Origin of the sequence: Labedella populi, assembly GCF_004078655.1 — a bacterium.
GTDB classification, from domain to species: Bacteria; Actinomycetota; Actinomycetes; order Actinomycetales; family Microbacteriaceae; genus Labedella; species Labedella populi.
In genome coordinates this window covers 432,936-457,908 of sequence record NZ_RZNC01000003.1, presented here as the reverse complement: position 1 = coordinate 457,908, position 24,973 = coordinate 432,936, and the positions used below count along the sequence as shown (strand labels likewise).

Here is a 24,973-nt window from a genome sequence, read left to right as displayed (position 1 = left end):
AGGTCTCCCGCTGGCGCTCGCGGCGCCGACGTCTCGTCGCGTCGGCGGCGTTTCCGCCCCTTGAACCCTACTACGCGTGCGACATGCTCTCCGCGAGAGCGAGGAGGGTGCGGACCCCGACGCCGGTCGGTCCGGAGCCCGTGAAGCCGTAGGGGGAGCCCTCGTTGTTCGCGGTCGCCGCGATGTCGATGTGAGCCCACGGGATCGGGCTGCCGTCGACCGTGCCGACGAACTCCCGCAGGAAGACACCGGCGAGGAGCATGCCGCCGTTCCGGTTGCCGATCTTGGCGTTCGCGATGTCGGCGACGCTCGAGGTGAGGAGCGCGCGCAGCTCCGACGGCAAGGGCATGTGCCACAGCTTCTCGCCGACGCCCTCCCCGAGTTCCACGACCGTCCGGGACAGCTCGGGATCGCCCATCACCCCCGAGTAGCGAGACCCGAGGGCGATCGATGCGGCGCCCGTGAGCGTCGCGATGTCGAGCAGGACGTCGGGGTGCTCCTCGCTCGCGGCGACGAGACCGTCCGCCATGACGAGCCGTCCCTCGGCATCCGTGTTGAGGACCTCGACCGTGCGGCCGCCGCGGATCGTGATGACGTCCTCGGGCCGCATCGCGGTGCCGGACGGCATGTTCTCGGCGAGGCACAACCAGCCCGTGATCCTCACGGGCAGCTCGAGTTCGGCGGCGGCGGCCACGACCGCGAGCACCGTCGCGGCGCCCGTCATGTCGTACTTCATACCGACCATCGATCCGGCCGGCTTCAAGGAGAGCCCTCCGGTGTCGAACGTGATCCCCTTGCCGACCACGGCGATGTGCCGCTCGGCGGCGGCGGGGGCGTAGTCGATGCGGACGAGCCGCGGCCCCCGCGACGAGCCCATGCCCACCCCGAGGATGCCCCCGAACCCGTCGCGGGCGAGGTCCTCTTCGTCCCACACCGTGACGTCGACGCCGGTGCCCGCGAGGAGCTCGATGGCGTGTTGCGCGAACGACTCGGGGAACAGATCCGAGGCGGGGGTGTTCACGAGATCCTTGACGGTCGACATCGCGCTGGCCGTGGAGGTCGCGCGTCGGGTCACACGGACCCGATCCGCCTCAGTGAGGCTCCCCGGTACGAGCACCGTGACGGCGGATACCGGCGCCTTCACGTCGTCCGACGGTGTGCTGCGATAGCGCGAGAACGAGTAGGAACCGAAGACGGCGCCCTCGGCCGCCGCCGCGACGACGCCGTCGTCGAGTTCTGAGGCGTCCACGGCGACGCTGACCGTGCCGCTCAAGCGGCGCACGGCCGCTCCCACGGCGCCCCGCACGGCGTCGGCATCGGGCTCCGAGCCCGTCCCCACGACGGCGAGCGATCCGAGCGTCGGGAGCGAGGACGGCAAGCGGACGAACTCGTCGCTCGCCCCGGTCGCGCCGACCGCCGTGAGCGACGTCAGAAGAGCACCGTCGGGATCGGAGCCGAGGAGCCGGACGCCGTCCGGAGTCTTCGTGGAGAGGACGATGAGCACGTCGGCCTCGATGTCGGAGCGGGAGTCGGTCGAGAGCAGGAGGGAGGGGATCGCCATGGTGGCCATGCTAATCGGCCGCGTCGACCCGCCCGTGATGGTCGTCCGTTCGCCGTCCGGCGGGGAAGGCGTGCTGTTCGCCGTGAGCGCACCCGGACCGGCCCTCGGCCCGGCCCGCGCGATTAGCATGAATCCATGCCCAGTTCCGATGCACTGTACGAGTTGACGCCCGAGGCCCACGAGGTGCCCGGAGGGCTCCCGCTCGTCGTCGGGCTGACCGGTTTCGCCGACGCGGGAGCGGCGGTCTCGCAAGTGACCGAGCACCTCCTCGAGTCGATCTCGCACCGGCCGATCGCGCGGTTCGACAACGACGCGCTCCTCGATTACCGCGCCCGCCGCCCCGTCGTCACCTTCGAGGAGGATCGCCTCACGTCCTACGATCCGCCTCGGCTCGAGCTCTCGCTCGCCGAGGACGACATGCACCAGCCGTTCCTCCTGCTCTCGGGGTACGAGCCCGACTTCGCGTGGGAGGGCTTCATCCAGGCCGTCATCGATCTTGTCGACCGGTTCGCGGCCTCGACCGTCACGTGGGTCCACGCGATCCCGATGCCCGTGCCGCACACGCGATCCATCGGCGTCACGGTGAGTGGAACGCGTTCGGAGCTCGTCGAGGCGCTCTCGGTGTGGCGTCCGCGCACGCAGATCGCCGCGAACGTCCTGCATGTCCTCGAGCTCCGGCTCGCGGAGCACGGCGCCGACGTCGCGGGCTTCGCCCTCCTGATACCGCACTACCTCGCCGACACGGAGTATCCCGACGCCGCGGTGGCTGCGCTCGACAACATCGCGGCAGCGACAGGACTGATCCTTCCGAGCGACGAGCTGCGCGGAGCGGGGCGCGAGTTCGTGTCGCGCATCGACGAGCAGGTCGCCGGCAACGAGGAGCTCGGACGCCTCGTCACGACCCTCGAGCAGCGCTACGACGCCTACATGGAGGGGACGTCCGTCCGCTCGCCGCTCACGGACGAGGACGGCGAGCTGCCGAGCGCCGATGCGATCGCCGACGAGCTCGAGCGCTTCCTCGCGGGACAGCGCTCCGGCGACGACGACTTCCCCGGTTAGGCCTGACGCCCCGGGGGCGGCCGACTGAATCGGACCCGACCACCGGCGGTAGACTCACGGTGTGAATTCGCGTCGGTCCTGGCTGGTGTTCTGGGTCGGGATCGCCGCCTACATCGTCGCGATCCTGCAGCGCACGAGCCTCGGTGTCGCCGGCGTCGATGCGGCCGGCCGCTTCGAGGTGTCGGCCGCAGCGCTCTCGAGTCTCGCGGTCGTCCAGCTCGTCGTCTACGCCGCGGCGCAGATCCCGGTCGGTGTTCTCATCGACCGGGTCGGGCCACGCGTCCTCCTCATCACGGGGATGGCGCTCATGGCCGTCGGGCAAATCGTCCTGGCCATCGCCCCCGACATCGCGATCGCGATCTTCGGTCGAGTGCTCGTCGGTCTGGGAGACGCCGGGATCTTCGTCTCCGTCATGCGTCTCGTGGGTTCCTGGTTCTCCGGCCGGACGGTTCCGCAGCTCTCCCAGTGGGTCGGAAACCTCGGGCAGCTCGGCCAGATCCTCTCGGCCGTGCCCTTCGCCTGGTTGCTTCACTCGATCGGGTGGACCCCCGCGTTCCTCTCGATCGCCTCCCTCGCCGTGCTCGCGACCGTCGTCGTGGTCGCGTCGGTCTCCGACCGCCCCGCCGACTCGATCGAGGGCCCGCGCGCGTCGAGCTGGGGCCAGTCCCTCGACCTGCTCGTCTCGAGTCTCCGGCGACCGGGGACCCGGCTGGGATTCTGGGCCCACTTCGTGTCCCAGTCGAGCGGGACGGTCTTCTCCCTGATGTGGGGATTCCCCTTCATGGTCTACGGGCTGGGTCTCGACGAGCACCTGGCGGCGGCGATGCTGCTCGTGATCGTCGCGGCCGGCGTCGTGTTCGGCCCTCTCCTCGGCATCCTGAGCGCGCGCTTCCCGTACCGGCGGAGCAACCTCGTGCTCCTCGTCGTCCTCCTCGTGTTCTCGGCGTGGACCGTCCTCCTGCTCTGGCCCGGCACGCCCCCGCTCGGCGTGCTCGTCGTCCTTCTCGTCTTCCTCGGGATCGGCGGACCCGGCTCGCTCATCGGTTTCGACTACGCGCGCACATACAATCCCGCCCGTGCGCTCGGCTCGGCGAACGGCGTCGTCAACGTCGGCGGCTTCCTCGCGAGCTTCGTGATGATGTTCCTGATCGGCGTCGTCATCGATCTGCTCGGACACGGGGCGGCCTCGAACGCGGACCTGTACCGGCTCGACTCCTTCCGCGTCGCATTCGTCGTGCAGTACGTCGTCGTGGGGATCGGGGTGGTCTTCCTCATCCTCACCCGCCGGACCGTGCGGTCGCGTCTCTCCGACGACGAGGGAATAAACGTCGGCCCGATCTGGGTTGCACTCCTCCGGAGGCTCAGGCGGTCGAGGGGATGACGGCCAGCCGGGGATCCGTGGGTATAATGGTGTACGGACCCGTTCGGGCCCCGGGATCGTCGGTTCGCCGCGATCGAGACGGAAGCTGATCGCACGATCGGCGAGCGCCGTCCGGGACTTGACATGGGTCCAAGTACTGCCCGAAAACCGCCGCGGACCGCGCGGTGGACGACGGACGGTGCAGCTCGACGATTCTGTCCGACAACGCAACCCGAGCCCGGTAGGCGCACATCTCACGCCGCTCGGACCGAAAGGTGTTCGCAATGGCAACCAAGACCGCTCCGACGAAGGCCGAGTCCGTCGTCGACGAGGAGCAGACGACCACACGGACGACGACGACGAAGACCGCCGCCAAGAAGGCCGCTCCCGCGAAGGCAGCCCCGAAGAAGGCGGCCCCGAAGACCAAGGCGGCGACCACGAAGAAGGCCGCTGCTCCCGCCGGCGACGACGCCGAGGCCGATGACGTCGAGACGGTCGACGATGTCGACACCGCCGACACCGATGTCGCCGAGACCCCTGACGTCGCGGACGACGCGGCTCCCGAGGCGGTCGCGACCGAGGACACGGACGAGGACGCCGCTCCCATCACCGTCGCCGAACCGCTCCCTCAGGGGGCCCTCGTCCTCTCCATGTCGGACGACGAGGACGAGGTCCCCGTCTACTCGTCGGCCATCACGGGTGCGACGGCCGACCCGGTCAAGGACTACCTGAAGCAGATCGGTAAGGTCGCGCTGCTCAACGCCGCCGAAGAGGTCGAGCTCGCGATGCGTATCGAAGCAGGCCTCTTCGCGGAGGAGAAGCTTTCGCACCTGAGCGAGCAGGAGAAGCGCACTCAGCTCGGGCGCGAGCTCCTGTGGGTCGCGAAGGACGGGCAGCGCGCGAAGAGCCACCTGCTCGGAGCGAACCTCCGGCTCGTGGTCTCGCTCGCGAAGCGCTACACGGGCCGTGGGATGCAGTTCCTCGACCTCATCCAGGAGGGCAACCTGGGTCTCATCCGTGCCGTCGAGAAGTTCGACTACACGAAGGGCTTCAAGTTCTCCACGTACGCGACCTGGTGGATCCGGCAGGCGATCACCCGTGCCATGGCGGACCAGGCCCGCACGATCCGCATCCCCGTCCACATGGTCGAGGTGATCAACAAGCTCGCCCGTGTGCAGCGGCAGATGCTGCAGGACCTCGGCCGTGAGCCCACGCCGGAAGAGCTCAGCCGCGAACTCGACATGACCCCGGAGAAGGTCATCGAGGTGCAGAAGTACGGCCGCGAGCCGATCTCCCTCCACACCCCGCTGGGCGAAGACGGGGACAGCGAGTTCGGTGACCTCATCGAGGACACGGAGGCCGTCGTGCCGGCTGACGCCGTCGGCTTCACGATGCTGCAGAAGCAACTCGAGAGCCTGCTCGACTCCCTCTCCGAGCGCGAGGCCGGAGTGATCCGGATGCGCTTCGGTCTCGGCGACGGTATGCCGAAGACGCTCGACCAGATCGGTGACACCTTCGGTGTCACTCGCGAGCGGATCCGGCAGATCGAGTCGAAGACCATGGCGAAACTGCGGCACCCCAGCCGGTCGCAGTCGCTGCGGGACTACCTCGAGTAGATCGACGATGGGACTCCGTTACACCCTGCCCATCCTCATCGGACGTCTGGCCAGGGTCGCCACCCGTGCGCGTGGTGGTGGCTCGGCCTACCCCGGTCACCTCGTCAACAGGCTCGCGCCAAGCTACCTGCCGAGCCTCCCGGACCAGCTTCCCGGCGGAGTGGTGTTCGTGCTCGGCTCGAACGGCAAGTCGACGACGACGCACATGGTCTCCGAGCTCCTCAGGGCGCACGGTCTCCGGGTCTTCACGAACCCGACCGGCGCGAACCTGCCGCAGGGCGTCACGAGCGCCCTGCTGAGCGAGGTGAGTATCACCGGCAGGCTCTCGGCCGACGTCGCGGTCCTCGAAATCGACGAGGCGTACGCCGTCAAGCTCGCCCGCACGCTCCGGCCGTCGATCGTCCTCATGCTCAATGTCCAGGTCGACCAGCTCTTCCGGTTCTACGAGACCGAGCGGGTCGCCGACATGATGATCGACACGGGCGTGCTCGCCGCGTCGCACGTCGTGACCAACCGGGAGGACCCCTACCTCAGCAAGGTCGGACGGAAGATCCCCGGCGATCGTCCCGTGGTGTCCTTCTTCGGTGCGAGTCCCGAGGTCGTCGCGGCGTCGGCGCACGGACTGGTGAACGCCGAGGACTTCCGCGACACCGATGCGGTCGGCGAGGTGGATGCCGCGTCCGAGGTCGTCGCATGGTCGGGGACGACCGCGCGCATCGAGATCGGGGGCGAGGACCTCGACATCGTCCTGCCCGCTCGCGGGCTGCACTACGCGGTCGACGCCGCAGCGGCTCTGCAGACCGCCCGGCTCGTGCTCGAGTCGCAGTTCTCCGCGGAACGCGCCGTCGAGGCCTTCCGCGTCATGCGACCGGCATATGGCCGCGGCGAACTGCTGCGGTTCGGTCAGGAGGACGTCGAGATCACGATGTTCAAGAACGGCGCGAGCCTGCAACTGAACCTCGACGCCTTCGACACGCCGCCCGAGCAGGTCCTGCTCGCGATCGACGAGGGCACTCCGGACATCTCCTGGATCTACGACGTCGACTTCTCGGCGCTCGACCACGTCGACGTGATCTCGGGAGCGAAGGGCTGGCAGGTCGCGTTGCGACTCGAGCACGCCGGAATCCCCGTGCACCATGTCGAGCCGGAGCTCAAGAAGGGCCTCGAGATCATGCGAGCGATGCCGAAACCGGAAAACGGTCGGAAGGCCTGGATCGTGAACTACGAGCAGATGATGTACGCACGGAAGCTCGTCGGACAGGGTGACATGGAGATCGCACGATGACCGCCGCGGGTCAGACCGTGGACATCCTGCAGCTCTACCCCGGTGAACTCGGAGTCACGGGCGACAGCGGCAATGTGCTCGCGATCGCGACGCGACTCGAGCGCGCGGAGGCGTCCGCCACGGTCCGGCACCACCGTGTCGGTGACCCGCTGCCGGAGCGTCCCGACATCGTCGTCATCGGCAACGGTCCGCTGTCCGCCGTGCGCTCCGTTCTCGACGACGCTCGCCGTCTCGCGCCGACGCTCACCGACTGGGTTGCAGCGGGGATCCCGTTGCTCGCCGTCGGCGCCGGTATGGAGCTCCTGGGTGAGCGCATCCTGAGCCCCGAGCGTGAGACGATCGCGGGTCTCGGCATCTTCCCGATCACGACCGATCGTGCGGGGTCGCGCCACGCCGGCTACCTCGTCGTGGAGTCCCCGGTCGGCCCCGTCGTCGGATTCGAGGACCACCGCACCGTCACGACGCGAGGGGAGGGCGCCGTGGCGTTCGGCCGGGTGACCGCCGGAGTCACGGGGACCGCGGGTTCGGAGGACGGTATCCGGGTCGCCAACGCGATCGGGACCCGGGTGCAGGGACCGGTCCTCCCACTCAATCCGGTGCTCACGGATTTCCTCATCGCGCGTGCTCTCGAGCGTCGCGGCATCGACTGGCGCGCTGCGTCGGCGCATGGGGAGCTCGACCGGCTCGCGTCCGAGGCACGCGCCGTGATCCTCGCGAACATCGACCACGTCTTCAGCACGATCTGACGCCGCGACAATGGGCCCGGTCCGTGAAGCACGAGTGTTCGTCGATGCCCTGACCCGCAACATCGCGGCGACCCAGGCGTCGGGACCCGTTCTCGTCGACGTCTCGGCCGACGGCTACGGTCACGGGACGGTCCGCGTGGCGGCGGCAGCGCGCGCTGCCGGGGCCCGGTCGCTCTTCGCGGCGACCGTCGATGACGCTCTCCGGACGGCAGCGCTCGTTCCCGGTGCCGATGTCGTCGTCGGCCGTGTCGCACCGGGGCGCATCGACGAGATCAGGGCCGCGGGGATCTCCCCGCTCTCCGAGCGCCCGGACGAGCGCGTGGGACGCGACGCCCTCTACGGTTTCGACGGAGTCTCGGCGCCCGCGCTGTCGTTGCGCTCCCGCGTGCTGTCGACGAAGGCGATCCGCGAGGGAGACGGTGTCTCCTACGGCTACACCTACCGGGCGCCGCGAGACGGGCGGACCGCGCTCGTCGGCGTCGGCTACGGCGACGGTGTCCACCGTCACGCAGGGAACACGGTCTCGGTCCTGATCGACGGAGAGCGGCTCCCGGTCGTCGGTCGGGTCGCGATGAACGTGTTCGTCGTCTTCCTCGACGATCGTGCGGTCGCCGATGGCGCCCCCGTCGTGCTCTTCGGCGACCCCGATGCCGGCGAACCGTCCGTCGTCGACTGGGCCGCTGCTCTGCAGGTCGATCCGGCCGCCGTGACGGCGGGGATCGCCCCGCGGGTCGAACGGATCGGGGCATGAGCGTCGACGTGTGGGCGGAGGTGGACCTCGACGCCTACCGCGCCAACCTGCTCCGCGTGCGGAGCCGGGTCGCCCCCGCCGAGATCATGGTCGTCGTGAAGAATGACGCCTACGGTCACGGGATCCGTCCGATCGTCGGGGCGGCCGTCGCCGAGGGAGTCCGATTCGTGGGTGTGCTCGATCCGGGAGTCGGGATCGAACTCCGCGCGTCGGGCCTGCCGGAGTCGGTCCGGCTCTTCGCGTGGCTCTTCGCCGCCGACGAGAACTACGGTCCCGCGGCGGCCGCGCGTGTCGAGCTCGGCGTATCAAGCGTCGAGCAGCTGCGTCGGATCGTCTCCACGACCGACGGCCCGCGGCGGGACGTCCTCCCTCGGATCCACGCGAAGATCGACACGGGGCTCGGGAGGGCCGGCGCACGAGCCGAGGACTGGCCGGCGCTCGTGAGGGCGATCGAGGCGGAGGCCCGTGCGGGGCGCGTCGAGTTCGTCGGACTCTGGACGCACATCGCGGAGGCGTCGGACGAGGAGGACTCCGTATCGATCGCCGCGTTCGAGCGCGCGGCGCTCGAGGTCGCGCCCGAGCGCCGAGCGGACCTCGTCCATCACCTCGCGGCGAGCGCGGCGTCCTTCAGTCGTGCCGACAGCCGGTTCGATCTCGTCAGGGTCGGCGCTTTCGGGTACGGGATCGCGCCGGGCGGGGGTGTGTCGCCGGCGTCGCTCGGCTTGATCCCGGTCATGTCGCTGCACGCGCGGGTCGTGGCCGTGGAGGGTGAGGGTGACGATGCGGTCGCGGTTCTCCCGATCGGAACGGCCGACGGACTACTGCCGGGCGACGTCGAGGGACTCGAAGCGGCGAGCGGTGGTCGTCGCGCAGTCGTCTCGATCGGCCTCACCGAGACGCTTGTCCGGGACGCCGATCTCCGCGTCGGCGATGTCGTCACGCTCTTCGGGCGCGAGGATCGCGGGGAGGCCACGCTGCAGGAATGGGCGGACGCCCTCGGCACGATCGGGGAGGAGATCGTCGTGCGGTTGTCTTCTCGTATCGAGCGGCGCGTCATCGACGGCGGGTGATCATCGCGCACGCCGAGACGCTCCCAAACGACGAACGGCCGCCACGATGTCGTGGCGGCCGTTCCTCGTCGTGTCGGACGGTTTCCGTCAGGCGCGGGTGTCCTCGAGGAGTCGAGCGGACTCGTCGTGGAAGCTCTGAGCGACGCTCGTGAGCTTCTCCTGGTACTTGCGCCCGTGGTGAGCGCAGAAGAAGAGCTCTCCCGAGTTCATCTCGACGCGGATGTACGCCTGTGCACCGCAGCTGTCGCAGCGGTCGGCGGCCGTGAGCTGGGGAGCGCTCGACTCGAGCTGCTCGCCCTGGCTTGTGGTGTATTCCATGGGGCTCCTCCTGTTCGACCTACTACGTTCTGCGTGGTCTTCCAATACAACCACGGCGGTGGGGGCTTTCTGCCCCGTTGCCGAGCATTTCGCTGTGCGCGTACCGCCGTCGTTCCCGCTGTGGAGGACCGTGTCGATCGGAGTTCGGAGCGGAGCCCGAAGTAGGCTGGATATCCGTGACCGACTACTCCGCACGCCACCTCTCCGTCCTCGAAGGCCTCGAAGCCGTACGGAAGCGGCCCGGCATGTACATCGGATCGACCGACTCCCGCGGGCTCATGCACTGCTTGTGGGAGATCATCGACAATTCGGTCGACGAGGCCCTCGCCGGTCACGGGACCGAGATCGGTATCGTCCTCCACGCAGACGACAGCGTCGAGGTGCGCGACACCGCGCGCGGCATCCCGGTCGACATCGAGCCGAAGACCGGGCTCTCGGGCGTCGAGGTCGTCTTCACGAAGCTCCACGCCGGCGGGAAGTTCGGCAGCGGGTCCTACGCCGCATCGGGTGGCCTGCACGGGGTCGGCGCCTCCGTCGTCAACGCGCTGTCGGAGCGGCTCGATGTCGAGGTCGACCGCGGTGGCAAGACGTGGGCGATGTCGTTCCACCGCGGCGAACCCGGTATCTTCGACGACTCCGCCGGCCGCAGTCCCGACTCGCCTTTCACCCCCTTCGAGAAGCGCAGCGAACTGCGCGCCGTCGGCAAGGTGGCGAAGGGTGTGACCGGCACGCGCGTCCGGTACTGGGCCGACCGGCAGATCTTCACGCCCGGAGCGGCCTTCAACGTCGACGACCTGCACGCGCGGGCTCGCCAGACCGCTTTCCTCGTCCCGGGGCTCGGGATCCGCATCGACGATGCCCGCGCGACGGCCGCGACGGGGGAGGCCCCCGCCGTGTCGGAGTTCCGCTATGACGGCGGGATCTCCGAGTACGTCGACTTCCTCTCGAACGATGCCCCGGTCACCGAGACCTGGAGGCTCACGGGGGACGGCACCTTCTCCGAGACCGTGCCCGTCCTCCAGGACTCCGGTGCCATGGTGCCCACGGCGGTCGACCGGACGTGTAGCGTCGACATCGCGCTGCGCTGGGGGTCCGGTTACGACACGACCGTGCGCAGCTACGTCAACATCATCGCGACGCCCAAGGGCGGCACCCATCACGCCGGCTTCGAGCAGGGTCTCCTCAAGTTCGTCCGTGCACAGGTCGAGCAGAACGCTCGGCGGCTCAAGGTCGGGAACGACAAGCTCGAGAAGGACGATGTGCTCGCAGGACTCACCGCGGTCGTGACCGTGCGCGTGCCCGAGCCGCAGTTCGAGGGGCAGACGAAGGAGGTGCTCGGCACGCCGGCCGTCCGTGCGATCGTCGCGAGCGTCGTCGGCGAGCGCCTCAAGGAACGGTTCGCCTCCACCAAGCGGGAGGACAAAGCGCAGACGGCGCTCGTGCTCGACAAGGTGGTCGCGGAGATGAAGACGCGCATCTCGGCTCGCGCCCACAAGGAGACGCAGCGGCGGAAGAACGCCCTCGAGAGCTCGACGCTGCCCGCGAAGCTCGTCGATTGCCGATCGAGCGACGTCGCATCGACCGAGCTGTTCATCGTCGAGGGCGATTCGGCGCTCGGCACCGCGAAGCTCGCGCGCAACAGCGAGTTCCAGGCGCTCCTGCCGATCCGCGGCAAGATCCTCAACGTTCAGAAGGCGTCGGTCAGCGACATGCTCTCGAACACCGAGTGTGCGTCGATCCTGCAGGTCATCGGAGCCGGCTCGGGGCGCTCGTTCGACATCGATGCGGCCCGCTACGGCAAGGTCATCCTCATGAGCGACGCCGATGTCGACGGCGCGCACATCCGCACGCTCCTCCTCACCCTCTTCTTCCGGTACATGCGTCCGCTCATCGAGGCCGGTCGGGTCTTCGCCGCCGTGCCGCCGCTTCACCGGGTGGTCGTCATGAACCCCGGCTCGAAGCCGAACGACGTCCTCTACACCTACTCCGAACAGGAGTTGCAGGGCGTGCTCACGGGGCTCAAGCGCAGCAACAAGCGCTACCAGGAGCCGATCCAGCGCTACAAAGGGCTCGGTGAGATGGACGCGGAACAGCTCGCCTCCACCACGATGGACCGCGCGCACCGGACTCTCCGCCGCGTGCGCATCGAGGACGCGGAGATGGCCGGAACCGTCTTCGAACTGCTCATGGGCAACGATGTGGCTCCCCGGAAGGAGTTCATCATCGACAGCTCCGACCGACTCTCCCGCGACCGCATCGACGTCTGACGCTCGAGTCGCACCACACTCCGTTCGGTCGTCGCGAATCAGCGGTGATCCGGTGTCTGCACCGCTGATTCCCGTCAATCCAGGGGGTGCCGGTCGGTGGTCGCGACTCCCGAACACGCGGGGAGCCGTCAGGCGATCGGCGCTCCGATCGAACCCACGGGCGCGTCGAGGGTCACGCCCGACGCATCCCGTTTCGCTCCGCTCTCGGGAAGAGTCCGGAGCGAGCCGTCGCTGCCGAGCGCGCGGGCGGGCGGGACGCCGACCCACGCGAGTGCGATCTCGTCCTCACCTCGGAGGAAGCGCTGCGCGCGGACGCCACCGGTCGCGCGCCCCTTCGCGGGGAACTCCGAGAAGTCGGACACTTTTCCGCTTCCCGGGTCGGTGCCATCGAGCGTCGTGGAGTTGTGCGCGATCGTGACGACGACGGCCTCGGAGCCGGCGGGCACGACGCCGAAGTGCACGGCCGTGGCCCCGGACCCGAGCTTGATGCCCGCCATGCCCCCGGCCGAGCGCCCTTGCGGACGCACGGACGAGGCGGCGAAGCGCAGTAGCTGGGCGTCGTCGGTGACGAAGACGAGCTCGTCGTTGTCGGCGGCCGGCGCCGCTCCCACGACGGCGTCTCCCGGCTTGAGCGTGATGATCTCGACGTCCGGTCGCGCGGGCCATTCTCCGGGAGCGACGCGCTTGACGATCCCGCTTGTGGTTCCGAGGGTGATCGGACGCTGTTCATCGAGGGCCACGAGGGCGAGCACCTTCTCGCCGCGGTCGGTCAGTGCGAGATAGTCGGAGACCTTCACGCCGGCACCGAGCTGCACACTCTGCGGCGGGACCACGGGCAGATCGACGGGGCTGAACCGCACCATCCGGCCACGTGACGTGATCGCACCGATCTCGCTGCGGCTCGTGGTGTCGAGGGCTGAGCGGATGGCGTCGTGCTTGGAACGTCGCGACGGCGGCACGATCGCATCGGACCCCTCTGCGAGATCGACGCGCACGATGCGTCCGGTCGTCGAGAGGAAGACGCGGCACGCGACGTCGGCGACCTCGAGGACGGGAGCGTTCTTCGAGCGCGACGTCGAGGCGATGCTCGGTCGGGCGGCCGTGAGCAGGGTGCGGCGGGGCGTCCCGAAGCGATCCGCGATCTCCTCGAGTTCGCTCGAGACGAGCGCGCGCAGCGCGGCGTCGGATGCGAGCAGCGCCTCGAGCTCCTCGATCTCGCGGAGGAGCGCATCGCGTTCGGCCTCGAGCTCGATCCGCGAGAACTTCGTCAGGCGGCGAAGGCGCAGTTCGAGGATGTACTCGGACTGGACCACCGAGAGGTCGAAGACCTCCATGAGTCGAGTACGCGCCTGCTCCGTGTCGTCGCTCGCGCGGATCACCTGGATCACCTCGTCGATGTCGAGGATGGCGACGAGCAGCCCCTCGACGAGGTGCAGGCGTTCCCGCCGACGATCGAGCCGGTAGCGCGAGCGACGGGTCACGACCGAGAGCCGGTGCGCGACGTAGACCTGGAGGAGCTCGCGCAGACCGAGCGTACGCGGACCGCCGTCGACGAGGGCGACGTTGTTGATGCTGAAGGAGTCCTCGAGCGGCGTGTACCGGTAGAGCTGCTCGAGGACGGCCTCGGGGCTGAAGCCGGTCTTGATCCCGATCACGAGTCGCAGCCCGTGCTTCCGATCGGTGAGGTCGGTCACATCGGAGATGCCGCTCAGCTTCTTGTTGCCGACGCCGTCCTTGATCTTCTCGATCACCTTCTCGGGGCCGACGAGGTAGGGGAGCTCGGTCACCACGAGACCGGCCTTCCGTGCCGTGATGTTCTCGACACTCACCCGGGCTCGGGTCTTGAACGCTCCACGGCCGGTCGCGTACGCGTCGCGAATGCCGTCGAGGCCGACGATCGTCCCCCCGGACGGCAGGTCCGGGCCGGGGACGTATTCCATGAGGTCCTCGAGGGTCGCGTCGGGGTGCGCGAGCAGGTGACGTGCTGCCCCGATGACCTCGACGAGGTTGTGCGGGGCCATGTTGGTCGCCATGCCCACCGCGATGCCGCTCGCACCGTTGACGAGCAGATTCGGGAAGGCCGCGGGGAGCACGTCCGGCTGCGTGAACTGGTTGTCGTAGTTGGGGACGAAGTCGACGACGTCCTCGTCGAGTCCGTCGGTGAGCGCGAGAGCCGAGGCGTCGAGCCGCGCCTCCGTGTACCGGGGCGCCGCCGGGCCGTCGTCGAGGGAGCCGAAGTTGCCGTGGCCGTCGACGAGGGGCACACGGAGCGTGAAGGGCTGCGCGAGCCGCACGAGCGCGTCGTAGATCGCCGTGTCGCCGTGGGGGTGCAGCTTCCCCATCACTTCGCCGACGACACGGGCCGACTTCACGTGTCCACGATCGGGGCGGAGCCCCATCTCCGTCATCTGGAAGAGGATGCGCCGCTGGACGGGCTTCAACCCGTCACGGGCATCGGGAAGCGCGCGCGAATAGATGACGGAATAGGCGTACTCGAGGAACGAGCCCTGCATCTCCGTCGAGACGTCGACGTCTTCGATGCGTTCGGCGATCTCGTCGCCGCTGGAGCTCGCGGGACGAGTGGAATCGGTGTTTCTGGGCGTCATTCCTTGCTTCCAAGCGGGAGCGGGTGGGGAGAGAAGGGCCGTGCGGGTATGGGAGACTGGGCCCGATGCCGACCATGCTACCCATCGTGAAACCCGGCGCCGTGAGCCTTGCCGACGTTCTTCCGGATTCGGTCGCCGCGCTCGGCGGCCGTCGGGGCCGGCTCGGTCTGCCGTCGGCGCGCTCCGTCGTCGTCGTCGTCATCGACGGGCTCGGAGCGCATGCCCTCGCCGCTCGGTCCGGTCATGCACGTACCCTCGTGGCGGCGCGGGCGCGGAACATCGACTCTGTCGTCCCGAGCACCACGGCCGCCGCCCTCACGACGATCCTCACGGGGGCGTGGCCGGGAACGCACGGCCTGGTGGGGTATCGCACGATCGACCGCGACAACGACCGCGTGGTGAACCAGCTCTCGGGCTGGGACGGCCTCATGGTGCCCGAGACCTGGCAGCGCAGCACCACCGTCTTCGAGCGCATCGGGAACGGGCCCATCGCGGCCGTCGCGGTCGGGCCCGCGAAGTTCGCCGGCTCAGGACTGACACGTGCGATCCTGCGTGGCGCCCCGTATGTCGAAGAGGACGACGTGGCCGCCCGGTTCGCGATCGCGGCCGAGCGTGCACGGACCGAGCGAACCCTCACCTACGTCTACGTCCCCGAGCTCGACAAGGTCGGGCACCGCGACGGCGTGGAGAGCTCGGCCTGGACCGCGGCTCTCGAGGGTCTCGATTCGGCCGTCGCCGTCCTCGACGCGGCCGTGCCCCGCCGCACGGGCATCCTCATCACGGCCGACCACGGCATGCTCGACGTCCCCCACGACTCTCACGTCCTGCTCTCGCAGCACGTCGACGTCATGGCGGGAGTCCGGCACGTGGCGGGCGAACCGCGGTTCCTGCATCTCGGACTCGAGGAGCCGGCGGCGGCGGTCGCTGTCGCCGCGACGTGGAGCGAGCGCTTCGGAGACTCCTCCTGGGTCGCGACACGAGATGAAGCGATCGACGCCGGCTGGTTCGGTACCGACGTCTCCGCCGAATCCCGCGACCGCATGGGCGACGTCCTGATCGCGCCGCGGCGTCTCATCGCCTTCTACGACGACCGCCACGGCGACGTCCCGGGCCGCAGGATGGTCGGTCAGCACGGGTCCGTGACTCCGGAGGAGCGGTCGGTACCCGTCATCCGTCTCGGCGCCTGGCGTCAATGACCGGTCTCTCGTGACGGCGTCCTCGTGACGGGCGGCACACGAGGGGCCCGGCTCCGGATTCGGACAGGGGCCCCCGCGTGCTGCAGTACTCAGTCCTCGTCGGTGCGCGCCCCGAAGACGATCTCGTCCCACGACGGCATCGAGGTGCGGCCCTTCCGGGCGGGCGGGGCCGGCGGCTTCGTCAACTCCGGTGTGGGAGCGGGTGTCGCGTCGGCCGGCTCATCGAGCGGGATGTCGAAGAGTTGCGCCGGAGTTCCGGGCGAGGAGGCGGAGGCATCCGAGCCGCGGTAGTCGGCCGGCTCGCGCTCGCCACGTCGCTTGCGGAGCGCTTCGAGCAGATCCGCGGTCTGCGTCGAGGAGGGGGCACCGTCGTCGCCTCTGTTGACGGCTGCGGCCGCCGCCGCTTTCGACGACGACTGCGGCCGGCCGAAGGCGAGCGGCTCGAGCACGGCGACGAGCTCGTCGTCTCCCGTGGAGCGCTCGACCTTGAAGGCGCCGCTGTCGAAACGGGAGTCGTCGTGCGTGTTCCGGTCGGGCTCGACGGCGCGGAGGCGCGGGATGAGACCGTTCGGCATCTCGCCCTGCCGCGACAGCGTCATCGCTTCGGAGTTCTGCGGCGAGAGCGTCAGTCGCTTGGGCTCGAACGTCCACCGCGCGTCGTGATCGACCTCGCCCGAGGTGAAGGACACCTTGACGATCCACCCCTGCTCGGCGTCCTTCCAGCTCGTCCAGCGCTCGCCCGTCGCGGAGAGCGACTCGAGCCGGGCGCGAATCGCCGCCCCGAACGTGGCTTCTTCCCCGTCGGCCGCCTCGACGGGTGCGATCACGGGCACGCTCAACGCCTGCCCGACGATGTGTTCGCGCTCGGCCAGGACGGGACGTTCGAAGCGCCGGACGTAGTCGAGGGTGGCCCCCGTGAGCTCGGCGACCTCCTCGGCGGACATTCCTGACCGGATGTGGGCCTGGATGTCCTTCGGGCTGATGCGCGGGCCGGTGTTCTGTTCGAGACGCGGTGGACGCACGTACGAGTGCAACACCTCGTCGATGACGATGCGGTACCGCTCACCGTTCTCCGTCGCGGCGACGAGGGCTCCGTCTTCCACTCCGACGACCTTCAAATCCTGCATGTGCCTGCCTTCCAGGATCAGTTCCGGACGCCTCATACTCACACGGGGTGGCGCGGATTCCGGGGAATACCGAGGGCGTGCCGGAAGTTGATCAGGAAGCGCGGTCGGAGGCCGGAACATCGGTTTGCTATTCGCAGTCGATTGATGCAGACTGACGCCGCGATTTCACTGGACTACACAGCAGATTTGGACGGGTATGGCAACCGATTACGATGCCCCGCGGAAGACCGAAGACGACTCAGAGTCGATCGAGGCTCTCAAGGAGCGGGTTCCCGACAAGATGTCGGGCGCCGTCGATGTCGAAGACGCGGACAACCCCGCGGGCTTCGACCTGCCGGGAGCCGACCTCTCCGACCTCGACCTCGATGTCGTCGTCCTTCCGCCTCAGGCCGACGAGTTCACGTGCGTGAACTGCTTCCTCGTGAAGCACCGTTCGCAGTTCGACCACGAGACGAAGCTCGGCCCGATGTGCGCGGAGTGCGCCGCCTGACGTCACTCCCTCGATGCGACGGCCCCGATCAGCTTGGAGACGAGCAGGTCGGGGTTTCTCGTTGAGACGAGCCAGTACGGGGTCGGATCGTCCGGGTCGGACAGCTCGACCCGGACGAGCCCGTCCACTCCGCCGCGCAGCAGGAGGAAGGCTCGCGCGTCGAGGTGCGGTCCCCGTTGCGCCGTCGCCTCCGGCCCTCTGAACGCGCTCGCGCCCGCGATGTACCGTCGTTCGATGCGGGCCCGACCTGCTCGGAACGTCCCGTCCGTCACCTCGACCGGCACACCGGCGGTGAGGTAGAGCGCGACGCAGCCGATATAGAGGACGACGCCGACCACGATCCCGACCGTCCAGGAGAGCGGCGCGAAGACGAGCGCGCTCGCGGGCACGACGAGGAGTGTCGCGACGAGGATCCATCGCGCCGGCCAGAGTCTTTCGCGATATAGCACCGCACCCACTTCGTTCGATGTTCTGCACTACCCTCGACACGTGACCGAAAGCGTTGACGTTCTCATTATCGCGCCGGAACTCCCGAGCTACGCGCACCCCGGCGACGCGGGAGCGGATTTGAGGTCGGCGGAATCGCTGAGACTCGAGCCGGGGGAGAGGGCGCTCGTAGGCACCGGGGTGTCCATCGCTTTGCCCGACGGCTTCGCGGCCTTCGTCGTTCCGCGCAGCGGACTCGCGACCAAGCACGGGATCACGATCGTCAACTCGCCCGGCACGGTCGACGCCGGATACCGCGGGGAGATAAAGGTCACCCTTCTCAACACGGACCCGCGAGAGCCGTACGACATCGCCGTCGGCGACAGGATCGCCCAGATGATCGTGATGCCCGTGACGCGAGCACGGTTCGTCCCGGTGGAGTCACTGCCGGGCAGTGCGCGCGGCGACGGTGGATTCGGTTCGAGCGGATACGGCACCCAGACAGGAGCAACACGGTGAAGCGCAAGAAGAAGACGACGGGTCTCGACGCCACGAGCGTCGAGACGGTCGAGCCCACGGAGGACGTCGTCGACGAGATCGCGACCTCCGGTGACGAGGCGGACCCCGAGCTGGACGCGAAGTCCGCTCCCGAGGACCGCTCCGAGAACGGTCCGTTCGACGAGGCCGAGGCGAACGCGGTCCGGCCGTACATCGACCTCGGTGGCGTGAAGGTCCTGCCGCGGGAGGGCCTCAACCTGCGCCTCGAAGTGGAGGAGAGCTCCAAGCGCATCGTCGCGGTGGGACTCGACTACGAGGGCTCGACCCTCCAGGTGCAGCCGTTCGCCGCTCCCCGTTCCACGGGTCTCTGGCACGAGACACGCACGCAGATCGTCGACCAGATCACGCGCCAGGGTGGCACCGTCGCGGAGGTCGACGGACCGTTCGGGCCGGAGCTTCGCGCCGAGGTGCCGGTCGCCGCGCCGGATGGCTCGGGAGCGACGACCCGGACGGCCCGGTTCGTCGGGGTCGACGGCCCGCGCTGGTTCCTCCGAGGTGTCATCGCGGGTGCCGGTGCCGCGTCCGCCGATGCGGCCGAAAAGATCGAGGACCTGTTCCGCAGCGTCGTGGTGGTGCGCGGTACGCAGCCCATGCCGCCCCGCGATCTCATCCCGCTCAAGATGCCCGCGTCAGCGGACGCCGCAGAGTAGCGCCGGTGACCGAGGAAGGGCCGGGTCCCGCCGCGTCTCCGTCCGACGACGACGCGCGCAAGCGACTCCAGGACGCAGCGCGCGCGTCCGGAATCGGGCGGCTCTCGGAGTCCGAGTCGCTCGACGGCCGCGCGGTGCTCTCCGCGATCGGCGGCGTGCGGGGGGTCGTCGAGGCGATGCTGCCGGGCCTCCTCTTCCTCGTCGCTTTCACGCTCACGACGGACCTTGTCCTCTCGATCGTCGTGCCGGTCGCCGTCGGCGCACTCTTCATCGCGGTGCGCGCGCTGCAGCGCCAACCCACGGCTCCCGCGATCGGCGGGCTCCTCGGGATCGCCCTCTCCGCGGTCCTCGCTCTCCTGAACAATCGGCCCGAGGACTACTACATCCCCGGGTTCTGGACCAATGGGGCCTACCTCGTGGTCCTGCTCGTGTCGGTCCTGGTTGGATGGCCCATCATCGGCGTCATCACGGGTCTGCTCACGGGTACCGGCTCGTCGTGGCGGTCCGACACGCGGCTCCGCCGCATCTACGCCGCGCTCACCCTCGTATGGTGTGGGCTGTTCGCGTTGAGGCTCATCGTCCAACTGCCGCTCTACTACTCCGGGGCCATCGAGGCGCTCGGCACGACGCGCCTCGTCATGGGAATCCCGCTCTACGCGCCGGTGCTCGTCCTCACCGTCCTCGTCATCAGGTCCGTCATCCGTCGCTCGACGCGGCCCGGGGACTGACCCCGTCGTCGTCTGCGGTAGCATTTATCTCGACATCGAGATAAATCACGGCTTCACCGAGCCTCGCGATCGACGGCGCGGAAGTTAGGTCCTCCTTGCTAGCCGGGGGCGCTCGGGGAAACCAAGATTGACAGGAGAGCGCCGACGGCGCCGACGAAGGAGAGGCATCGTGTCAACGGTCAACAGCTTCGGAGCGAAGGACTCGCTCCACGTCTCCGGTACCGACTACGAGATCTACCGCATCGATGCGGTCGCGGGGCACGAGAAGCTCCCGTTCAGTCTGAAGGTCCTGCTCGAGAACCTCCTCCGCACGGAGGACGGGGCGAACATCACCGAGTCCCACATCCGTGCGCTCGGCGGCTGGGTCCCCACGGCGGAGCCGGACACGGAGATCCAGTTCACCCCGGCCCGAGTCGTCATGCAGGACTTCACCGGAGTCCCCTGCATCGTCGACCTCGCGACGATGCGCGAGGCCGTCGAGGCCCTCGGTGGAGACGCGAACAAGATCAATCCCCTCGCGCCCGCCGAGATGGTCATCGACCACTCGGTCATCGCCGACCTCTTCGGAAGCGAGAACGCCCTCGAGCGCAATGTCGAGCTCGAGTACGAGCGCAACGGTGAGCGCTACCAGTTCCTGCGTTGGGGCCAGACGGCGTTCGACGACTTCAAGGTCGTCCCGCCGGGAACCGGCATCGTCCACCAGGTCAACATCGAATACCTCGCCCGCGTCACCATGACGCGCGAGGTCGACGGCGTCCTCCGGGCGTACCCCGACACGTGTGTCGGCACCGACTCCCACACCACGATGGTGAACGGACTCGGCGTCCTCGGCTGGGGCGTCGGCGGCATCGAGGCGGAAGCGGCCATGCTCGGGCAGCCCGTCTCGATGCTCATCCCGAAGGTCGTCGGCTTCAAATTGACGGGCGCGATCCCGACCGGCGTGACGGCGACCGACGTCGTGCTGACCATCACGCAGATGCTCCGTCGTCACGGAGTGGTCGGCAAGTTCGTCGAGTTCTACGGAGCCGGCGTCGCCGAGGTCCCGCTCGCGAACCGTGCGACGATCGGCAACATGAGCCCGGAGTTCGGCTCGACCGCCGCGATGTTCCCGATCGACGACGTCACGCTCGACTACTTGCGGCTCACGGGACGCAGCGACGAGCAGATCGCTCTCGTCGAGGCCTACGCGAAGACGCAGAAGCTCTGGCACGACCCCGAGGTGGAGCCGGCGTTCAGCGAGTACCTCGAACTCGACCTCGCGACGGTCGTCCCCTCGATCGCCGGGCCCAAGCGACCGCAGGACCGCATCGAGCTGTCCTCGGCCAAGTCGCAGTTCGAGATCGACCTCGAGAACTACACGACCCCCGGCCACTCCCAGGTCGACGCGGCCGTGGAGGGCACGTTCCCCGCCTCCGACCCCATCGGCTTCACGCCGCAGGACGAGGAGAGCGCCCACGCCCCCGCTGAGCAGGACATCAGCCACCACCACCAGTTCGCTGCTCACAGTCACGCGCCGCGCACGGCGTCGAAGCCCACGAAGGTCGAGCTGTCCGACGGAGCCGGCTTCACGCTCGACCACGGCGCCGTCGCGATCGCCGCGATCACCTCGTGCACCAACACGTCGAACCCGTCCGTCATGCTCGCCGCGGGCCTGCTCGCGCGGAACGCGGCGCAGAAGGGCCTCAAGGTCAAGCCGTGGGTCAAGACGACCCTCGCGCCCGGCTCCAAGGTCGTCACGGACTACTACGAGAAGGCCGGCCTCACGTCGTCCCTCGAGGAGCTCGGCTTCTACACCGTCGGCTACGGCTGCACGACGTGCATCGGGAACTCCGGTCCTCTTCTCGACGAGATCTCGACGGCGGTCCAGGACAACGACCTCGCCGTGACCGCGGTCCTCTCGGGCAACCGCAACTTCGAGGGTCGCATCAATCCCGACGTGAAGATGAACTACCTCGCGAGCCCGCCGCTCGTGATCGCCTACGCTCTCGCCGGGTCGATGAACTTCGACTTCGAGGTCGACGCGCTCGGCACGGACTCCGAGGGCAATGACGTGTTCCTCAAGGACATCTGGCCCGAGGCGAGCGAAGTCCAGGACACGATCGACTCGTCGATCAACAAGGACATGTTCACGCACGAGTACAGTGCGGTCTTCGACGGGGACGAGCGGTGGCGCTCGCTCTCGACGCCCGAGGGCGCGACCTTCGAGTGGGACGCGGAGTCGACCTACGTGCGGAAGCCCCCGTACTTCGACGGCATGACGATGGAGACGACCCCCGTCTCGGACATCCTCGGCGCACGCGTGCTCGCGAAGCTCGGCGACTCCGTGACGACCGACCACATCAGCCCCGCCGGTTCCATCAAGGGTGACAGCCCGGCCGGACGGTACCTCGACGAGCACGGCGTCGCGCGGAAGGACTACAACTCCTACGGCTCGCGTCGCGGCAACCACGAGGTCATGATCCGCGGCACGTTCGCGAACATCCGTCTCAAGAACCAGCTTCTCGACGGCGTGGAGGGCGGGTACACGCGCGACTTCACGCAGCCGGACGCTCCGCAGTCGTTCATCTACGACGCCTCCCAGAACTACCAGGCGCAGGGCACCCCCCTCGTCGTCCTGGGCGGCAAGGAGTACGGCTCCGGCTCGAGCCGCGACTGGGCCGCGAAGGGCACGAGCCTCCTCGGAGTCAAAGCCGTCATCACCGAGAGCTTCGAGCGGATCCACCGCTCGAACCTCATCGGCATGGGCGTCGTCCCACTGCAGTTCCCGGCGGGGGAGTCGTGGGAGTCGCTCGGACTCGATGGCACCGAGTCGATCTCGATCACGGGACTCGAGGCGCTCAACGAAGGGGTGACCCCGTCCACGGTCCACGTCGTCGCCGAGCCCACGGAGCACTCGCCCGAGGGCAAGTCCGTCGTGGAGTTCGACGCGGTCGTGCGCATCGACACCCCCGGTGAGGCGGACTACTACCGCAACGGCGGCATCCTCCAGTACGTGCTCCGCAGCCTCGTCTGATCCGGGGATCGTCCGTATTCGACGGCGACCGGTTCCGCTTCGGCGGGGCCGGTCGCCGTTCCCTTCCGGCCCTGCTGCGTAGAGTGGGGAGACCGACACGACGGAGGCGAGGAACGGGCATGGCACTTCTCGACGGCATCGGCGGCCCGCGCGACCTCGACGGGCTCACTCCGCGACAACTGGACGAACTCGCGAGTGAGATCCGTCGTTTTCTCGTCGCCCAGGTGTCGAGGACGGGCGGACACCTCGGTCCGAACCTCGGGGTCGTCGAGCTGAGCATCGCGCTGCACCGCGTCTTCGATTCGCCTCGGGACGCGATCGTCTTCGATACGGGACATCAGTCCTACGTTCACAAGCTCCTCACGGGCCGGCAGGACTTCTCCGGGCTCCGCCAGCGCGGCGGGCTCGCCGGCTACCCGCAGCGAGCGGAGTCGGAGCACGACATCGTCGAGAGCTCACACGCCTCGAGCTCGTTGTCCTGGGCCGACGGCATCTCGCGTGCCTTCACGATGACCGGGCAGGACGACCGCACCGTCGTCGCCATCGTCGGTGACGGGGCCCTCACGGGCGGGATGACGTGGGAGGCGCTCAACAACATCAGCGACGACAACACGCGCAGGCTCGTCATCATCGTCAACGACAACGGTCGGTCCTATGCTCCGACGATCGGCGGGATGGCGCGTTTCCTCAACGACGTACGAGTCCGGAAGACCTATCGCTCACTGCACCGCTCGAGCGAGCAGGTCTTCTCCCGTTTCGGAGCGCCGGGTCGAGCGATCTACCGCGGCGTCCGCGGCGGCGCCCACGGCTTCCTCTCGCGATTCGCGAACAACGAGGCCCTCTACTCCAATCTCGACATCAAGTACCTCGGCCCCGTCGACGGACACGACGTGACGGCGCTCGAAGAGGTGCTCGCCCAGGCCCGTGACTTCGGTGGACCCGTGATCGTGCACACGATCACGGAGAAGGGCCGCGGATACGAGCCGGCGCGGCGCGACGTCGCCGACCAGTTCCACGCCGTCGGCAAGATCGATCCCGAGTCGGGGGAGCCGCTCGACACCGGCACGGGGCTCTCCTGGACCGATGTCTTCGGCGAGTCCCTCGTCCGACTGGCCGCGTCGAACGAGCGACTCGTGGGCATCACCGCGGCGATGCTCCGACCGACAGGCCTCCATCGGATGGCCGAACGGTTCCCGGATCGTGTCCTCGACGTGGGGATCGCCGAACAGCATGCCGTCACCTCGGCGGCGGGACTCGCGTTCGGGGGAATGCACCCCGTCGTCGCCGTGTACGCGACCTTCATGAACCGGGCCTTCGATCAGACACTGCTCGACGTGGCTCTGCATCGAGCGGGAGTGACGTTCGTGCTCGACCGCGCGGGGGTGACGGGGCCCGACGGGCCGAGTCACCACGGCGTGTGGGACCTCGCGCTGTTGCAATCGGTGCCCGGCATCCGCATCGCGGCCCCACGCGACGGCGCGCGGCTCACGGAGGAGCTCGGGGAGGCCGTCGCGATCGACGACGGCCCCACCGTGCTGCGCTTCCCGAAAGGGGAGGCGGGGCAGGACATCCCGGCCGTCGAACGGATCGAGGACGGCGTCGACGTCCTCGCCCGGTCCGGGGGTCGTGACGTGCTCATCGTCGCGGTGGGTCCCTTCGCGCGGCTCGCGCTCGATGTCGCCCGCCTGCTCGAGGCCCACGGGATCGGTGTCACGGTCGTCGACCCCCGTTGGGTGGTCCCGGTGCCGTCGGCGATCGTCGAACTCTCCGCCGCGCACCGTCTCGTCATCACGCTCGAGGACGGTATTCGTGTCGGCGGGATCGGCACGCGGGTCAGACAGGACCTCCGCGCGGCCGGCATCGATACTCCCGTCGACGAACTGGGCCTGCCTGATCGCTTCCTGCCGCACTCCTCCCGATCCGAGATCCTCGACGAGGTGGGTCTCTCCGCACGAGCCATCGCACGCGGTGTCGTCTCCCAGGTGCTCGGTACACGCATCCCCATCGCTCGTCCGCTCGCAGAGTCGGCGGACGACGGCGGCGAGAGCCTCGACGGCGTCGGGGCGAGCTCGCAGGACGAGAAGCGCTCGTAGCAGAGAACGACGGAGGGGCCGACCGGCGCGGTCGGGCCCCTCCGTCGTTCTCT

Annotated in this window: 20 protein-coding genes; 15 read left to right on the top strand and 5 right to left on the bottom strand. The window is 68.8% G+C overall.

What is annotated here, in order from left to right:
- Positions 1-70 precede the first annotated feature (70 nt).
- Complete coding sequence (locus ELQ92_RS10685; RefSeq protein WP_128498938.1) at positions 71-1,561, bottom strand: leucyl aminopeptidase; 1,491 nt, start codon at positions 1,559-1,561, stop codon at positions 71-73.
- Between the two features lie 135 nt (positions 1,562-1,696).
- Between ELQ92_RS10685 and ELQ92_RS10680 the strand changes: the two genes are divergently transcribed.
- From ELQ92_RS10680 to ELQ92_RS10650, 7 genes are all read left to right on the top strand, one after another.
- Positions 1,697-2,620 (top strand): proteasome assembly chaperone family protein, encoded by a 924-nt coding sequence (locus tag ELQ92_RS10680; RefSeq protein WP_128498937.1) that lies wholly within the window; start codon positions 1,697-1,699, stop codon positions 2,618-2,620.
- A 61-nt stretch (positions 2,621-2,681) separates the two neighbouring features.
- Positions 2,682-4,001: an MFS transporter gene (locus tag ELQ92_RS10675; RefSeq protein WP_128498936.1), complete on the top strand. Its 1,320-nt coding sequence runs from the start codon at positions 2,682-2,684 to the stop codon at positions 3,999-4,001.
- 263 nt (positions 4,002-4,264) lie between these two features.
- Positions 4,265-5,596, top strand: a complete 1,332-nt coding sequence (locus ELQ92_RS10670; RefSeq protein WP_128498935.1) for an RNA polymerase sigma factor — start codon at positions 4,265-4,267, stop codon at positions 5,594-5,596.
- Between the two features lie 7 nt (positions 5,597-5,603).
- The gene (locus ELQ92_RS10665) at positions 5,604-6,881 is read left to right on the top strand and encodes a MurT ligase domain-containing protein (protein WP_128498934.1); all 1,278 of its coding nucleotides are present in this window, start codon (positions 5,604-5,606) and stop codon (positions 6,879-6,881) included.
- Positions 6,878-7,627, top strand: a complete 750-nt coding sequence (locus ELQ92_RS10660; protein WP_128498933.1) for a type 1 glutamine amidotransferase — start codon at positions 6,878-6,880, stop codon at positions 7,625-7,627. Before ELQ92_RS10665 ends, ELQ92_RS10660 begins: the two co-directional genes overlap by 4 nt.
- A gap of 34 nt (positions 7,628-7,661) precedes the next feature.
- Positions 7,662-8,378, top strand: coding sequence for an alanine racemase C-terminal domain-containing protein (locus ELQ92_RS10655; protein ID WP_166426768.1), 717 nt, complete (start codon positions 7,662-7,664; stop codon positions 8,376-8,378).
- Positions 8,375-9,448 carry an alanine racemase gene (locus ELQ92_RS10650; protein WP_128498931.1) on the top strand — a complete coding sequence of 358 codons (1,074 nt, stop codon included), beginning with the start codon at positions 8,375-8,377 and terminating at the stop codon, positions 9,446-9,448. The genes ELQ92_RS10655 and ELQ92_RS10650 overlap by 4 nt, the downstream gene beginning before the upstream one ends.
- Before the next feature lie 87 nt (positions 9,449-9,535).
- Here ELQ92_RS10650 and ELQ92_RS10645 read toward each other — a convergent pair whose 3' ends face one another.
- The gene (locus ELQ92_RS10645) at positions 9,536-9,766 is read right to left on the bottom strand and encodes a DUF7455 domain-containing protein (protein ID WP_128498930.1); all 231 of its coding nucleotides are present in this window, start codon (positions 9,764-9,766) and stop codon (positions 9,536-9,538) included.
- Positions 9,767-9,936: 170 nt separating this feature from the next.
- Here ELQ92_RS10645 and ELQ92_RS10640 point away from each other — a divergent pair, with 170 nt between their 5' ends.
- Positions 9,937-12,033: a DNA gyrase/topoisomerase IV subunit B gene (locus tag ELQ92_RS10640; RefSeq protein WP_128499126.1), complete on the top strand. Its 2,097-nt coding sequence runs from the start codon at positions 9,937-9,939 to the stop codon at positions 12,031-12,033.
- A gap of 128 nt (positions 12,034-12,161) precedes the next feature.
- Here the strand turns inward: ELQ92_RS10640 and ELQ92_RS10635 are convergent, their stop codons facing one another.
- Positions 12,162-14,639, bottom strand: a complete 2,478-nt coding sequence (locus tag ELQ92_RS10635) for a DNA gyrase/topoisomerase IV subunit A (protein ID WP_128498929.1) — start codon at positions 14,637-14,639, stop codon at positions 12,162-12,164.
- Between the two features lie 65 nt (positions 14,640-14,704).
- Here ELQ92_RS10635 and ELQ92_RS10630 point away from each other — a divergent pair, with 65 nt between their 5' ends.
- Positions 14,705-15,835 carry an alkaline phosphatase family protein gene (locus ELQ92_RS10630; protein WP_243694976.1) on the top strand — a complete coding sequence of 377 codons (1,131 nt, stop codon included), beginning with the start codon at positions 14,705-14,707 and terminating at the stop codon, positions 15,833-15,835.
- Positions 15,836-15,924: 89 nt separating this feature from the next.
- Here the strand turns inward: ELQ92_RS10630 and sepH are convergent, their stop codons facing one another.
- Positions 15,925-16,962, bottom strand: a complete 1,038-nt coding sequence (gene sepH / locus ELQ92_RS10625; RefSeq protein WP_128498928.1) for a septation protein SepH — start codon at positions 16,960-16,962, stop codon at positions 15,925-15,927.
- A 196-nt stretch (positions 16,963-17,158) separates the two neighbouring features.
- Between sepH and ELQ92_RS10620 the strand changes: the two genes are divergently transcribed.
- Complete coding sequence (locus tag ELQ92_RS10620) at positions 17,159-17,452, top strand: DUF4193 domain-containing protein (protein WP_128498927.1); 294 nt, start codon at positions 17,159-17,161, stop codon at positions 17,450-17,452.
- Positions 17,453-17,454: 2 nt separating this feature from the next.
- Here ELQ92_RS10620 and ELQ92_RS10615 read toward each other — a convergent pair whose 3' ends face one another.
- A complete protein-coding gene (locus tag ELQ92_RS10615) occupies positions 17,455-17,901 on the bottom strand; it encodes a DUF3093 domain-containing protein (RefSeq protein ID WP_243694975.1) in 447 nt (148 codons plus the stop codon).
- Between the two features lie 40 nt (positions 17,902-17,941).
- Between ELQ92_RS10615 and dut the strand changes: the two genes are divergently transcribed.
- The 5 genes from dut (at position 17,942) to dxs (ending at position 24,920) form a co-directional block, all read left to right on the top strand.
- Positions 17,942-18,397, top strand: coding sequence for a dUTP diphosphatase (gene dut, locus ELQ92_RS10610; RefSeq protein WP_128498925.1), 456 nt, complete (start codon positions 17,942-17,944; stop codon positions 18,395-18,397).
- A gap of 77 nt (positions 18,398-18,474) precedes the next feature.
- The gene (locus ELQ92_RS10605; protein WP_128499124.1) at positions 18,475-19,086 is read left to right on the top strand and encodes a DUF3710 domain-containing protein; all 612 of its coding nucleotides are present in this window, start codon (positions 18,475-18,477) and stop codon (positions 19,084-19,086) included.
- Between the two features lie 5 nt (positions 19,087-19,091).
- On the top strand, positions 19,092-19,814 hold the full coding sequence (locus ELQ92_RS10600) for a DUF3159 domain-containing protein (RefSeq protein ID WP_128498924.1): 723 nt from the start codon (positions 19,092-19,094) through the stop codon (positions 19,812-19,814).
- Positions 19,815-19,983: 169 nt separating this feature from the next.
- Positions 19,984-22,827 carry an aconitate hydratase AcnA gene (acnA, locus tag ELQ92_RS10595; RefSeq protein WP_128498923.1) on the top strand — a complete coding sequence of 948 codons (2,844 nt, stop codon included), beginning with the start codon at positions 19,984-19,986 and terminating at the stop codon, positions 22,825-22,827.
- A gap of 119 nt (positions 22,828-22,946) precedes the next feature.
- Positions 22,947-24,920, top strand: coding sequence for a 1-deoxy-D-xylulose-5-phosphate synthase (gene dxs / locus ELQ92_RS10590; RefSeq protein ID WP_128498922.1), 1,974 nt, complete (start codon positions 22,947-22,949; stop codon positions 24,918-24,920).
- The last annotated feature ends 53 nt before the right edge of the window (positions 24,921-24,973 follow it).